A 13,255-nucleotide genomic window follows, 5' to 3' on the forward strand; every position below is an offset into this window, starting at 1 on the left:
AGCAATAAATCATTAACCCTAACAGCCGGTTAAAGACGGGTTCGCAGCCGTTGCCGCAAGGCCGGTCGGCCGCTACAAGTTCTCGTGTTTTCAACCGTGCGAGTCCGCCATGTCCAAGGCCAAAACCCTTCCCGTCATCTTCGTGGGCGAGGGTGATCTCGCAGCGGCCAATCTCCCCACGCCCCAGCGCGCCTGGGCCGAGGCCAACGGCTTTTCCGGCCAGCGCGGACGGCTCCTGGCGCTGCCTGACGCGGGCGGCGCTCTCTCCGGTTATCTCTTCGGCACCGGTGCCGATGCCGGCCGTCCGGCCCTTGTCGCGGGCTTGGCCGGCGCCGCGCTCGCCGAAGGCATCTACCGGCTCGAAGGCGCCTATGGCGATCCCACGCTGGCGGCGGTCGGCTTCCGCCTTGGCGCCTATCGCTACGACCGCTACCGGCAGGGCAAGCCAGCGCCGGTGCTGACCAATCCCGCGGATGCCGATGGCGGGGAGGTCGATCGGTTGGTCGAGGCCGCCACTCTGGCCCGCGACCTGATCAATACCCCCGCCAACGATCTCGGCCCCGATGCACTGGAGCGCGAAATCCGCGCCTTTGCCACAGCCCGCAAGATGAAGATCAAGGTCACGGCAGGCGACGATCTGCTCAAGGCCAATTTCCCGATGATCCATGCCGTGGGCCGCGCCAGTGCCGAAGCGCCGCGCCTGGTCGAGTTGACCTGGGGTAATGCCGGGGATCCCAAGGTCACCCTCGTCGGCAAGGGCGTCACCTTCGATACCGGCGGCCTCGACATCAAGGCCGCCGCCGGCATGCTGCTGATGAAGAAGGATATGGGTGGCGCCGCCAACATCCTGGGTCTCGCCCACGCCATCGTCTCGGCCAAGCTCAAGGTGCGGTTGCGGGTGCTGATCCCGGTCGTCGAAAACGCCATCTCCGCCGCCGCCTTCCGCCCGGGGGACATCCTGCGCTCGCGCAAGGGCATCACGGTCGAGATCGGCAATACTGACGCCGAAGGCCGGCTGATCCTCGCCGACGCGCTGGCACTGGCCGACGAAGAAAGCCCGGCTCTGCTGCTCGACATGGCGACGCTGACTGGTGCCGCTCGCGTCGCTCTGGGCCCCGACCTGCCGCCGCTCTATTCCACCGACGACGACTTCGCGCGCGCGCTGATGGCAGCCGGCGCTGCGAGCGATGATCCCTTGTGGCAGATGCCGCTGTGGTCGCCCTACGACGCGATGATGAGTTCCAAAATTGCCGACGTGAACAATGCCGGCAGCGGCGGCTTTGCCGGCTCCGTGACGGCAGCGCTATTCCTGCGCCGCTTCGTGAGCAACGCTGGTGCCTGGGTGCATCTCGACATCTATGGCTGGGCCCCCGAGGCGCGACCAGCGCGGCCGCAGGGTGGCACTGACCAGGGCATCCGCGCGGTCTACGGTGTGCTCAAGCAGCGCTATCCGGTATAGTTGACTTTGACAACTAAGTGGTTGACCATGTCAACAATTGACGTGGGTATGATCATGGCCGCCGATGCGACTGGACACATTGCTGAAATTCGTGCGTTCAACCGCTTCTATACCGGCCAGATCGGTCTGCTCGAGGAGCAGTTCGCCGACGGGCCGCTGACGCTGCCCGAGGCGCGAGTGCTCTACGAGATCGACGCCCGCGGCCACACCACGGCCCGCGACCTGCTCAAGCAATTGCGCATGGATCGCGGTTATCTCAGCCGCATGCTGGCCAAGTTCGTCGATGCCGGACTGACCTCGGTGTCGCCGACGCCCGGCGACCGCCGCAGCAACACCGTGGCGCTGACCAGCGATGGCGATATCATCGTCGAACGGCTCAACCAACGTTCCGACGACGCGGTTGCGGATCTCGTCCACCGGCTGAGCGATAGTCAGAAGAGCGAACTGGCTGACGCCATGCGGACGATCCGGCGGCTGCTGGGCGACGACGCGCTGCAACGCGGGCCGGTCGTGGTTCGTGGCCATCGGCTGGGCGAACTGGGTCTGCTGACCCATCGCCAGGGTCTCATCTACAACGAGCAGTTCGGCTGGAACATCGAGTTCGAGGCGCTGATCGCGGGCATCTATTCGCAGTTTCAGTTCGCCCCGGCAGCGCCGGCCAAGGACCTGTGGGTGGCCGAGCAGGATGGTCGCATCGTCGGCTCGATCTTCGTCATGCCATCAGATGGCCTGCCGGGCTCGGCCCAGTTGCGCATGCTCTATGTCGAACCCTCGGCGCGCGGGCAGGGTGTCGGGACTACCCTGGTCGCCCAAGCGGTCGGCTTTGCGCGCCAGCATGGCTATGAACGCATGCGACTCTGGACCCATACCAACCAGGAATCGGCTCGCAAGCTCTACGCCGCCGCCGGCTTCCAGATCGTCGAAACCATGCCGGAGCACAATTTCGGCAAGGAGCTCATGGGCGAAATCTGGGAGCTGAAGCTGTAGCGAGCGAGTGGAGCCCCTGGCCCTGACCCTCAATAGCCCCTCGATCGATCCACCACATTGATCAGCGGCTTGCCCGCTTCATGCTCGCGGATGATGCGGGTGAAATAGGCCACGCCGCTCTTTTCGTTGCTGATCGCCGCAATGTGCGGGGTGATATAGCAGTTCTCGATATCCCAGAGCGGGCTGCTTGGGGGCAGGGGCTCCACCTCGAACACGTCGAGGCTCGCCGCCCCGAGCGTCCCATCACCGAGCGCCTTGACGATGTCGGCTTCGCGCTGATGCCCGCCCCGCGCCGCGTTGATGATGACCGGTCCTCCATCCAGCCGGTCACGACGCAGCTTGCCGAATGTCTCGTAGTTGAGGATGCCCGTGGTGTCCGGGGTCAGCGGCAGCAGGTTGACCAGGATATCGGTGCCGCCGAGGAACGCATCGAACGCCGCGGCACCGGCAAACCCCTCCACGCCCTCGATGGTCTTTGGCGTGCGGCTCCAGCTCCGCAGGTCAAAGCCCAGAGGCTTGAGCCGGCTGACCGCGTCCTGCCCCAATACGCCCATGCCCATGATGCCGACAGTGGTTTCCGAGGCGGCTGGCGGATAGAGCTGGCTCCAGCGCCTGGCCTTCTGGTCGGCGCGGAACCGCGTGTAGAGCCGGTGATGCATGGTCACATGCGCGACGACATAGTCGCTCATGCGCTGGCTGAGGTCTTCATCGACGAACCGCACGATCGGCGCATCCGGTAGCCGTGGATGTTTGAGCAGGGCATCAACACCGGCCCCCAGCGACAGGATCGCCTTGAGCCCGCTCAACCCATCGAAGGCCTCGGGCTTTGGCTTCCACACGAAGATGTAGCGGATATTGGCCGGATCGAACGTGTCGCCGCGCCGTACCACGGGGTAGGGGGCGAGCGCCGCGCCAAGCTTTTCGGCCCAGCTCGCTTCATCGACATCGGACAGGTGCAGCAACAGCATCGACGGCTCTTCCTTAACAAAAGAGCCGCGCCATTGCCGGGCGCGGCTCCAATTTCTTCTCGATCCAGCGGGACTCTAGTTCGTGGCCGGTGCCGGCGTGGTTGCGCCGGGGGCCGGCGTACCCTCGACCGGCGTTTCGGTCGGAGTGGTTGTCGGGGTCTCAGTTGCAGCCGGCGCGGTTTCAGCCGCGGGGGCGGCGGCAGGCTCTGCTGCAGGGGCAGCAGCAGGCTCAGCCGCGGGAGCGGCAGCCGGTTCAGCCGCAGGTGCGGTCTCGGCCGGGGCAGCTTCGCCTTCGGCAGGTGCGGCAGCGTCAGCCGGGGCAGCCTCTTCGGCCGCAGGGAACGGCACCGGGGTCGCCGACAGCGTCTGCAGGTAAGCCAGGATGTCGGCGCGCTCTTCCGGCGTGCGCACGCCGGCGAAGTTCATCTTGGTGCCCGGCACATAGTCGCTGGGCTTGGTCAGGAAGTGGTCGAGATTCTCGTAGGTCCAGGTGTCGCCGGCGGCGTTGTGCGCCAGCATGCCATCGGAATAGGCAAAGCCCTCGTGGCTGCCCTCGAGCCGGCCGACAACGCCATAAAGGCCCGGACCCTGCTTGTTGGCGCCGCCTTCGTTGAAGTTGTGGCAGGACGCGCACTTCTTGACCGCGGTAGCGCCACGCTCGGCGCTGGCGCTGGCCAGCAGCACGCCCAGGGGCACAGCCGGTGCGGCTTCCTCGGCGCCAGCGGCTTCGGCGACTTCCGGCTCGGGCAGGTCATAGCCCGGCCCGCGATTTTCGATGGGATGGTAGATGGCCTCTGCCACAAAGCCGGCGCCCATGACGAACAACAGCGTGCCAAGCACGGCGCCCATGATCTTGTTAAGCTCGAACGAATCCATTTGGTCTCTCTGCCAGTCCATCCCCTGTGGACGATAGTCGAACCCGGCTCAACTTTCGATAGCCCAAAGGGAAATCGCCTCAACGGAGCGGTCCGACGCGCGCGGAAGATAGTCGCAAGGCTTGGATGGCGCAACCGTCCAAAACCGTGGTGCGACACTTCGAGCCGTCCCGCAGGGCAAATCGCTCCAGTGGAGCGATTTGAGGCGAGAAGGCCATGAGGGCTATGCCCGAATGGCACGAAGCCGTCCCGCAGGGCAAATCGCTCCAGTGGAGCGATTTGAGGCGAGAAGGCCATGAGGGCTATGCCCGAATGGCACGAGCCGTCCCGCAGGGCAAATCGCTCCAGTGGAGCGATTTTAGGCGAGAAGGCCATGAGAGCCACGCTCGAATGGCACGGCCGTCCCTTGGAGAAAATAGGCAGAATGCCACGATACCTACGGTCGAGAGCTACGCTCGAATGGCCTCCCGCCGCTTCACGCTCAGATTGACTTGGACACGCCTGCGCGCCAAAAGCCATGCGCCGACAGAATTGGACCTCCACCATGACCAAGAAGATTGCCTTCCAGGGCGAGCCGGGCGCTTTCAGCCACGCCGCCGCCACCAATGTGTTCCCCGGCGAAGAAGCGATCGGCTGCGTCACCTTCGAGGAAACCATCAATGCGGTGCAGTCCGGCCGCGCCGATTTCGCCGTGGTGCCGGTCGAAAATTCGCTCTATGGCCGCATCACCGATATTCATCACCTGCTGCCGGAAAGCGGCCTGTTCATCATCGGCGAAACCTATCTGCGCGTCGAGATGAACCTGCTCGGCGTGCCCGGCGCGCGCATTGAAGACGTCAAGGCTGTGCAGTCGCTGTCGGTGGCGCTCGGCCAGTGCCGCAAGTTCATCGCCGACCACGGATTCCGCACCATCAACGCCGTCGATACGGCTGGGTCGGCCCGCGAAGTCGCGCAGAAGGCCGACAAATCCGTCGCCGCCATTGCCTCGCGCTTTGCCGCCGAGATCTACGGCCTCAGCGTGCTCGCCTCCAATATCGAGGATGCCGAGCATAATACCACGCGCTTCCTCGTGCTCTCGCGCGACGAGCTTCAGGCGCCCCAGGGGGGCAAGGTCAAGACCACCTTCGTCTTCCGCGTCCGCAACGTACCGGCGGCGCTCTACAAGGCCATGGGCGGCTTTGCCACCAATGGCGTCAACATGACCAAGCTGGAAAGCTACATGGTGGGCGGAGCCTTCACGGCGACCCAGTTCTACGCCGACATCGAGGGTCACCCCTCCGATATCGGCGTGCAGCATGCCTTCGAGGAACTCGGCTTCTTCACCGACTATTTCCGCGTGCTTGGCGTCTACCCCGCTAACGAAAGCAAGTAGCTGGATCTTCACCTCTCCCCCGGGGGAGAGGTAAGGCCAATCAATACTGGCCGCGGCTGTCCTCGATCAGCCGCCAGCAGCCGTCATAGGGCTCAAAGCTCAGCACACCCGGTTCCCCGATGCGCTCGACGATCTCGCCGAGGTCGTCGCCGCCCTCCGAATTGCCATCATAGCGGACAACCTGCCAGTCCACCGCCCACTGGTTGGCCTGGCTCTGGTTGAACTCTATGTCGAGATACTCGATCTCGGCGGCAGGATCAGCCTCCCAGGCTTTCATTGAGGCGCCCGATATCCAGTAGTAATCGAGCATTCCGATCGGGAAATCGGTATAAGCGTCGCTCACCACAGTGGTGGTAGTGCCGTTCTCCACGATATCGACGGTCGGCGCGCTGTATTTGGCACGCACCACATCCGAAATCGCCATCGCCTGCATCAGCGAGGTGAATTCCTGGTTCTGGCAGGCGCTCTCGGCCATTTCGAGGGCGTAGGTATCGGTTTCGCTGAGGGCTGCCTTGGTCTTGGCGGCAACCGTTTGCATGCCGCTCGCCGATACGGCCAGCACCACGGCCACGCCAATGCTCACTGCTCGTCTCGTCACGGCCCACTCCTCGTATGATCTCATCCAGCGCCGGTTTAGCCGTCCTGTCGCCAGAGTCAAAGCCTGATCGAGACCCGGTACACTGCCGGCGCTTGACCGGGCCCGTTGACAGCCCCGCCCGCCCCGCTATGGTCCCGCCCGCACTAGCTTAGGAACCTCGTCCATGTCGCACGCCGATCTCGCCCAGACCATCGATGCCGCCTTCGAGGCCCGCGCCGAGATCAATTCGTCGACCAGGGGCGAAGTCCGCGACGCGGTCGAGACCGCGCTCTGGCTGCTCGATAGCGGTACCGCCCGCGTCGCCGAAAAGCGCGATGGCGCCTGGCAGGTCAACCAGTGGCTCAAGAAGGCCGTGCTGCTCTCGTTCCGCCTCAACGACAACGAGATGATGGAAGGCGGCCCGCAGGGCTCGTCCTGGTGGGACAAGGTGCCCTCCAAGTTCGAGGGCTGGGGCGAGAAGAATTATCGCGATGCCGGGTTCCGTTCGGTCCCCGGCGCCATCGTCCGCCGCTCGGCCCATATCGGCAAGGGCGTCATCCTCATGCCCAGCTTCGTCAATCTGGGCGCCTATGTCGATGAAGGCACCATGGTCGACACCTGGGTGACCGTCGGCTCCTGCGCCCAGATCGGCAAGAACGTCCATATTTCGGGCGGCGTCGGCATTGGCGGCGTGCTCGAGCCGTTGCAGGCCGGCCCCGTCATCATCGAGGACAATTGCTTCATCGGCGCGCGCTCCGAGGTGGTCGAAGGCGTCGTGGTCGGGGAAGGTTCGGTCATTTCTATGGGCGTCTTTATTGGCGCCTCCACCAAGGTCATCGATCGCCAGACCGGCGAAATCCATGTCGGCAAGGTGCCGCCCTATTCGGTGGTCGTCTCCGGCTCCATCCCTGGCAAGGCGTTGCCCGGCCAGAATTGGGGCCCTTCACTTTACTGCGCCGTCATCGTCAAGACCGTCGACGCCCAGACCCGCAGCAAGACCGGCATCAACGAACTGCTGCGCGACTGAGCCGCCGCTGGCGTTAAACTTGCGAGTCACCTAGACTATCCGCACCGGATGGGTCCCGGTGATTTGGCGTGCCGTGCGCGCTTGTGCAACGATGAGAGGGTCAGCACATGTTCAATCAAGATTGGCAGTATTTGTTCACGAGCTTCGAGGGGCGCATTAATCGCCAGCCGTTCTGGGCTGGCGTTATTGTTCTGATCGTCGTCAATATCGCTATCGCGATCGTTGGCGGCATTCTCGGCGCCATCTGGGGGCCGCTGTCTTACCTGGCGACGATCGCCTCGCTGGTCCTGATCTACCCGGCTCTGGCGCTCTACGCCAAGCGCTGGCACGATCGGTCCAAGTCCGGCTGGTGGTCGCTGGTTGCGCTCATCCCGCTGCTCGGCGCCATCTATATGATCTATGAAATCGGCGTGCAGGAAGGCGTTCCGGAAACCAATCAATACGGTCCGAACCCGCTGGGCACCGCCCGCGCCTGATCGCATCGGCCGCACGATCAAACCCGCCCTCCGGCAAACCGGAGGGCGGGTTTATTCTGTCCTTATTTCGCCGGCGGGCCGTATTTGTTGGCGCCCGGCTGCGGGTCAAGACAGCCGAGCACAACATAGCCAATGGTCACGAGGACATTGATCCCCGGTACGAGCGACAGCACGATCATCAGCAACAGCACCCAGCCGGACTGGCCGATGTCATGCAATCGGCGGACTTGCACGGCGAGGCCGGGAATGATCATCCCCAGCGCAAAGACACCAAGTGCGATCAGCGCCACGATGAACAGGGCGCTGGGCCCCTCGTTGGCAACATCGCGGCCCGCAAAGCTCAACAGCGCCACCGCGCCGATAATGGCGTAGAACACCAGCGGGAACACCCAGAAGCCCCAATATTCCTTGCGCCGCGCACGGCCCGAGAAATTGAAGTAGTCGGTGGTCATGGCCCGCTTGAAATAGCCAAAGAAGCTCAGCTCTGGACCGACTGGCCCAGCATAGGCGGCCTGCCAGGGCGCAACCGACAACACATAGATATCCTTGGCATGGCGGCCGACAGTGTCGAAGTCCACCTCGGTTCCCGCCATTACCCCGCCGCCCGGCTTGAGGTCCGCTCGGGTGAAATTGTAACGCTGCCCGTCATCGCCGGAAATCTGGCCCGTACCGCTTGCCGCGTCGTAACCTAAGACACGCCCCTTCATTCGTCCCCCAGCACCTGATATTGCCAATGCGATATGGCAAATGTTCCTGATTCAAATCAAGCTCGGCCGCACGATCTGGCGGCACTGCCCCTGCTCAAAGCGCTGATTGCCTGTCCGTCCGTTACCCCCGACGAGGCCGGGGCGCTGGATGTGCTGGATAGCGCCTTGCGCGAACTCGGCTTTTCCGTCACGCGGCTCCGCTTTGAGGGTGACGGCTCCTACCCGGTCGACAATCTCTTTGCCATCAGGGGTACGGGCGGCCGTCGCCTGCTGTTCGCCGGCCATACCGACGTTGTCCCGCCTGGTGATCTTGCCAACTGGACCGCCGATCCGTTCACCCCACGCGAGGCCGATGGCAAGCTCTATGGCCGCGGCGCCGCCGACATGAAGTCGGGCATAGCTGCCTTCGTTGCCGCCGCCGCCGCCATTCCCGCCGAAGCCGGCACAATCATGCTCGCCATCACCAATGACGAGGAAGCCGACGCCATCAACGGCACCGACAAGCTGATGGCCTGGGCCCAGGAACAGCAGCATCGTTTCGATTTCGCCATTGTCGGCGAACCCAGCTCCGCCGCTCTTCTCGGCGACAGCATCAAGATTGGCCGGCGCGGTTCTTTGTCGGGCACCATCACCGTCACTGGTACGCAGGGCCATGTCGCCTATCCCGACAGGGCCAACAATCCGCTGCCGGCGCTGGCCCGCATCGTCACCGCGCTCACACAAAAGATCGATGACAAGACCGAGCACTTCCCGGCGAGCAATCTCGAAGTCACCTCGATCGACGTCGGCAATGCCATTTCCAACGTCATTCCGGCCAGCGGCACCATCCGCTTCAACATCCGCTACAATGATCGCTGGACCCCGCAGACTCTCGCCGATTGGGTGCGCAGCCGCATAGCCAGTGTCGATCCGGCAGGCGCCACCATCAGCTTCGATATCGTGGGCGTGCCATCGCGGTCGTTCCTGTCGCCGCTGAGTGACGATGTCGAAACCCTGTCATCCAGCATCGAGGCCGTGACCGGCCGCAGCCCCGAATTCTCCACCGGCGGCGGCACCTCCGACGCCCGATTCATTGCGCAACATGGTCCGGTGGTGGAATGCGGTCTCGTGGGCCCCTCCATGCACAAGGCCGACGAGCACATCGCCCTGTCAGATCTCGCCGGCCTGACCGAAATTTATCGCGCATTCATGCTGCGTTTCTTCGGAGTCTCGCCATGAAGCTCTGGGCCGCCCTCAGCAATGCCGCCGCCGGCTGGATCGTCATCCTGCGCGGCGAGGGCGAGTGGCGCGACCGATTCGCGCTGACCGCCCCCGGCCTGGTCACGGCGCTGTTCATCTTCGTCTTCATGACCTTCCTGGCGGTAGCTTTCGCGTCGATGAGCATCGGCATGCCCAGCGCCGGCGGCGTCGTCGCTGCAATGTTCGTTCTGGGCTTGCCGCTCACGGCGCTGATCGTCGCACTCCTGGGGACACGCATGGCGCTCAAGGGCGACGAGCCACTGCTGCCCGTCCTGGTGCCCGGGGTCTACGCGCTCACCGCCTTCCTGCTGGCCGAGGGTATCCTCGCCATGATCGGCGGGCCGGTCATCATGCTCAGCTGGCTGGTGCTCGGCTATATGCTGTTCCGCCTGATCCGCGTTTCCACCACCTGGAATGCCGGTGTTGCCGTCGCCTTTGCAGTTTTGACCGTTCTCCTGCTTGTCGCGATGCGTTGGGCGCTCTACATGCTGAGCGACCTTTCCGGCTCTTCCATCTGACCATCGAGACAAGCCCTTGGCCCAACCGACCGCGACTTTCCTCGATGAAGTGATGACTGCCGCACGCGGCTGCGTGGCACTGGTTATCGGCAACCGTCAGGCTCCGTCCTATTTCGATTTCAGCCAGCGCGGACTGATCGGCAGCCTGATTGCCGTGGTCATCGCCATTGGCCTGGCCGGTTTCGGGCCCATGCTGATCGGCGCCAATCTGCCGCCGGGCACCGCCACCCAATCGATCATCGTCAATGCGGCCCTGTTCCTCGCCCAGGCCGGCACCGGCTTCGTCGCCCTGCGCCAGATGGGCCGGCAGGATGGCTTCGTGCCCTACATGGTGGCCTCGAACTGGGTCACCCTGGCCTCGGCGGTCCTGCTGCTGCTCTCCACCCTGCTCGGAGCCCTGGGCATTGTCGTGCTGATCCTGGTGGTGATCGTGGCCATCGCCACCTTCATCAATATCGGCCGCCTCGTCGTCACGTTGACGCCGCTGCAGATCGGCATCCTGTTCGTCTCGCAGGCGGTGGGCGTGTTCCTGGCGCTGGCCGTCGTCGCCGTCCTCATCGGCCCGCCGGCCGTCAGCTAGTAATCGACCCGCGTCAGGTAGAGGCCCGCCGACGGCGCCATGGCGCCGCATTGGCTGCGATCGCGCGCGTCCAGCACGGCGCGCAGCTTGGCCGGCTTCCACTTGCCTTCACCCACCAACTTCAACGATCCCACCATCGAGCGCACCTGATGATGCAGAAAGCTGCGGGCGCTGGCGGTGATGACGATATGGTCGAGCTCGCGCCGCACCGCGAAGTGATCCAGCGTCCGCATCGGCGAATTGGCCTGGCATTCCGCCGAGCGGAAGGTGGTGAAATCGTGCGTCCCGAGGATCATCCCCGCCGCATGGTCCATGGCGTCGGCGTCGAGCGGCATCGGCACATGCCACACGTGGTTGCGCTCGATCACCGCCGGCGCTCGCCGGTTGAGAATGCGATACTCGTAATGCCGCGCCTTGGCTGAGAACCGCGCCTCGAAATCCTCACCCACGGCCTCGGCGGCAATGATCGCCACCGGCTGCGGCCGCAGGTGATAGTTCAGCGCCTCACGGATGCGGAACGGATCCCAATCCTTGCTCAGCTCGAAATGCACCACCTGACCCAGCGCGTGCACCCCCGCATCGGTGCGCCCGGCCGCCTGGAGGGTGACCGTCTCGCCCGACATGCCACAAATGGCCTCTTCCACCGCCTGCTGCACGCTGGCCCGCTCCGCCTGCCGCTGCCAGCCGGAGAAGGGGGTTCCGTCATATTCGATGGTAAGCTTATAGCGTGGCATCGGCGGTGTCCGCGCAACTATTCCCCACCCACCGGTCGTCACCCTCGGGCTTGACCCGAGGGCTCTGCACTTGCTGCACGCGCGTTAAAGTGAAGGGCTCTCGGGTCAAGCCCGAGGGTGACGATCGAAGATGGGGCGAACGAGGAGCCACTATCCCACCCGCTCCGGCAACGAACCCGCCCCGCGCAGGAAGGTCGCCGCATCCATGGCGCCCTTGCCCTCGCGCTGCACCTGTGTCAGGCGCACCGCGCCGTCGCCGCAGGCAATGGTCAGCCCGTCGAGCAGCGTGCCGGGCGCGCCCGCACCTTCGCCCATGGTCGAGCGCAACGCCTTGACCCGCACCGGCTTGCCACCCAGCTCAATCTCGAACCAGGCCCCCGGAAATGGCGACAGGCCGCGAATGTGGTTATGCACATCCTGCGCCGGCAGCGACCAGTCAATGCGTGCCTCGGCCTTTTCGATCTTCTTGGCATAGATCGTGCCGTCTTCGGTCTGCGCCGTGAAATCGAGGCTGCCGCGCTCCAGCGCCGCCAGCGCCCGCCCCATCAGGTCAGCGCCGACGCGCATCATCACGTCATGCAATTCGCCCGCGGTCATGTCAGGGCCAATAGGAATGACCTCGCCTACGGCAACCGGTCCGGTATCGAGCCCTTCCTCCATCTGCATCACCATGACGCCGGTCTGCCGATCACCCGCCATCACCGCTCGCTGGATCGGCGCCGCGCCGCGCCAGCGCGGCAGCAGCGAACCATGCAGATTGAGGCAGCCATGTTCGGGCGCGTCGAGCACTGGCTTGGGCAGCAACAGGCCATAGGCCACCACCACCGCCAGCTCGGCGCCGTGACTGGCAAAGACGATCTGCTCGGCCTCGCCCTTGAGCGACCGCGGCGTGAACACCGGAATGCCGAAACCTTCCGCCGCCAGATGCACCGGCGACTTGCGCTCTTCCTGCCCGCGCCCGGCCGGCTTGGGCGCCCGCGTATAGACCGCGACGACCTCATGCCCCGACGAAACGATCTCGGTCAGCGTCGGCACGGAAAATTCGGGCGTGCCCATGAAAATGACGCGCATACCTGTTGCTCCTCGGCCCGGCGAATGTCCGAAATCTCAAGATCGCCGTCATTGCCCGGCTTGTCCGGGCAATCCATATCGGAGCCCGGAATGGATCACCGGGACAAGCCCGGTGATGACGGCAACGGATTTCTCCGCCGCGAAACTAGCCCGCAGCCCGCTTGGCTTGCTTGTCGAACTTCTTGATCACGCGGTCGCGCTTAAGGCGGCTGAGATAGTCGATATAGAGCACGCCATCGAGGTGATCGAGCTCATGCTGGATGCAGACGGCAAGCTTGCCCTCGGCTTCCTTGATCACTTCCTTGCCGTCGAGGTCGGTGTACTTCACCGTCACCTCGTTCGGTCGCTCGACCTCGTAATAGAGCTCGGGGATGCTGAGGCACCCTTCCTCGGTCACCTGCATCTGCTCGCCGAAATGGGTGATCTCGGGATTGATCAGCACCATGGGTTCCGGCGTTTCGCCTTCCGGCGCCAGGTCCATCACCACGATGCGCTTCATCACGCCGATCTGCGGCGCAGCCAGGCCGATGCCGGGCGCGTCATACATGGTGTCGAGCATGTCCTTGGCCAGCGTCTTGATCTCGTCATCGACCTCGATGATCGGGTCGGCGACGGCCCGCAGGCGCGCATCGGGAATGACGAGAATGGGGCGTACAGCCATGGGA

The 13,255-nt window shown here is 64.3% G+C and carries 15 protein-coding genes; 8 read left to right on the plus strand and 7 right to left on the minus strand.

Annotated features, from left to right (window positions below):
- Positions 1-109 precede the first annotated feature (109 nt).
- Both MF606_RS02565 and MF606_RS02570 read left to right on the plus strand, forming a co-directional pair.
- Positions 110-1,459 (plus strand): leucyl aminopeptidase family protein, encoded by a 1,350-nt coding sequence (locus MF606_RS02565; protein WP_240232085.1) that lies wholly within the window; start codon positions 110-112, stop codon positions 1,457-1,459.
- 27 nt (positions 1,460-1,486) lie between these two features.
- A complete protein-coding gene (locus MF606_RS02570) occupies positions 1,487-2,446 on the plus strand; it encodes a bifunctional helix-turn-helix transcriptional regulator/GNAT family N-acetyltransferase (RefSeq protein WP_240232086.1) in 960 nt (319 codons plus the stop codon).
- A 29-nt stretch (positions 2,447-2,475) separates the two neighbouring features.
- Here the strand turns inward: MF606_RS02570 and MF606_RS02575 are convergent, their stop codons facing one another.
- Together MF606_RS02575 and MF606_RS02580 are read right to left on the minus strand one after the other, a co-directional pair.
- Positions 2,476-3,414: a 2-hydroxyacid dehydrogenase gene (locus MF606_RS02575; protein ID WP_240232087.1), complete on the minus strand. Its 939-nt coding sequence runs from the start codon at positions 3,412-3,414 to the stop codon at positions 2,476-2,478.
- Positions 3,415-3,489: 75 nt separating this feature from the next.
- Positions 3,490-4,290 carry a c-type cytochrome gene (locus MF606_RS02580; RefSeq protein WP_240232088.1) on the minus strand — a complete coding sequence of 267 codons (801 nt, stop codon included), beginning with the start codon at positions 4,288-4,290 and terminating at the stop codon, positions 3,490-3,492.
- A 543-nt stretch (positions 4,291-4,833) separates the two neighbouring features.
- Here MF606_RS02580 and MF606_RS02585 point away from each other — a divergent pair.
- Positions 4,834-5,661, plus strand: a complete 828-nt coding sequence (locus MF606_RS02585) for a prephenate dehydratase (protein ID WP_240232089.1) — start codon at positions 4,834-4,836, stop codon at positions 5,659-5,661.
- A gap of 40 nt (positions 5,662-5,701) precedes the next feature.
- Here the strand turns inward: MF606_RS02585 and MF606_RS02590 are convergent, their stop codons facing one another.
- Positions 5,702-6,259 (minus strand): hypothetical protein, encoded by a 558-nt coding sequence (locus MF606_RS02590; protein ID WP_240232090.1) that lies wholly within the window; start codon positions 6,257-6,259, stop codon positions 5,702-5,704.
- Between the two features lie 163 nt (positions 6,260-6,422).
- On the opposite strand from MF606_RS02590, the gene dapD reads away from it, so the two are divergent.
- Together dapD and MF606_RS02600 are read left to right on the plus strand one after the other, a co-directional pair.
- The gene (dapD, locus tag MF606_RS02595; protein ID WP_240232091.1) at positions 6,423-7,265 is read left to right on the plus strand and encodes a 2,3,4,5-tetrahydropyridine-2,6-dicarboxylate N-succinyltransferase; all 843 of its coding nucleotides are present in this window, start codon (positions 6,423-6,425) and stop codon (positions 7,263-7,265) included.
- A 107-nt stretch (positions 7,266-7,372) separates the two neighbouring features.
- Positions 7,373-7,741: a DUF805 domain-containing protein gene (locus MF606_RS02600; RefSeq protein WP_240232092.1), complete on the plus strand. Its 369-nt coding sequence runs from the start codon at positions 7,373-7,375 to the stop codon at positions 7,739-7,741.
- A gap of 62 nt (positions 7,742-7,803) precedes the next feature.
- Here MF606_RS02600 and MF606_RS02605 read toward each other — a convergent pair whose 3' ends face one another.
- Complete coding sequence (locus MF606_RS02605) at positions 7,804-8,448, minus strand: DUF805 domain-containing protein (RefSeq protein ID WP_240232093.1); 645 nt, start codon at positions 8,446-8,448, stop codon at positions 7,804-7,806.
- A 33-nt stretch (positions 8,449-8,481) separates the two neighbouring features.
- Between MF606_RS02605 and dapE the strand changes: the two genes are divergently transcribed.
- From dapE to MF606_RS02620, 3 genes are read left to right on the plus strand one after another with little or no spacing between them, the layout of a single operon-like run.
- Positions 8,482-9,666: a succinyl-diaminopimelate desuccinylase gene (dapE, locus tag MF606_RS02610; protein WP_240232094.1), complete on the plus strand. Its 1,185-nt coding sequence runs from the start codon at positions 8,482-8,484 to the stop codon at positions 9,664-9,666.
- Positions 9,663-10,205, plus strand: a complete 543-nt coding sequence (locus MF606_RS02615) for a hypothetical protein (RefSeq protein ID WP_240232095.1) — start codon at positions 9,663-9,665, stop codon at positions 10,203-10,205. The genes dapE and MF606_RS02615 overlap by 4 nt, the downstream gene beginning before the upstream one ends.
- A 16-nt stretch (positions 10,206-10,221) precedes the next feature.
- Entirely contained in the window at positions 10,222-10,785 is a 564-nt protein-coding gene (locus tag MF606_RS02620) for a hypothetical protein (RefSeq protein ID WP_240232096.1), read from the plus strand.
- Here MF606_RS02620 and truA read toward each other — a convergent pair.
- The 3 genes from truA to def all read right to left on the minus strand — a co-directional run bounded on the left by truA (position 10,782) and on the right by def (position 13,251).
- Entirely contained in the window at positions 10,782-11,519 is a 738-nt protein-coding gene (gene truA / locus MF606_RS02625; RefSeq protein ID WP_240232097.1) for a tRNA pseudouridine(38-40) synthase TruA, read from the minus strand. The genes MF606_RS02620 and truA overlap by 4 nt on opposite strands.
- A 150-nt stretch (positions 11,520-11,669) precedes the next feature.
- A complete protein-coding gene (fmt, locus tag MF606_RS02630) occupies positions 11,670-12,590 on the minus strand; it encodes a methionyl-tRNA formyltransferase (protein WP_240232098.1) in 921 nt (306 codons plus the stop codon).
- A gap of 145 nt (positions 12,591-12,735) precedes the next feature.
- The gene (def, locus tag MF606_RS02635) at positions 12,736-13,251 is read right to left on the minus strand and encodes a peptide deformylase (RefSeq protein ID WP_240232099.1); all 516 of its coding nucleotides are present in this window, start codon (positions 13,249-13,251) and stop codon (positions 12,736-12,738) included.
- Positions 13,252-13,255: the final 4 nt, after the last annotated feature.

It is taken from the genome of Devosia lacusdianchii (assembly GCF_022429625.1).
GTDB classification, from domain to species: Bacteria; Pseudomonadota; Alphaproteobacteria; order Rhizobiales; family Devosiaceae; genus Devosia; species Devosia lacusdianchii.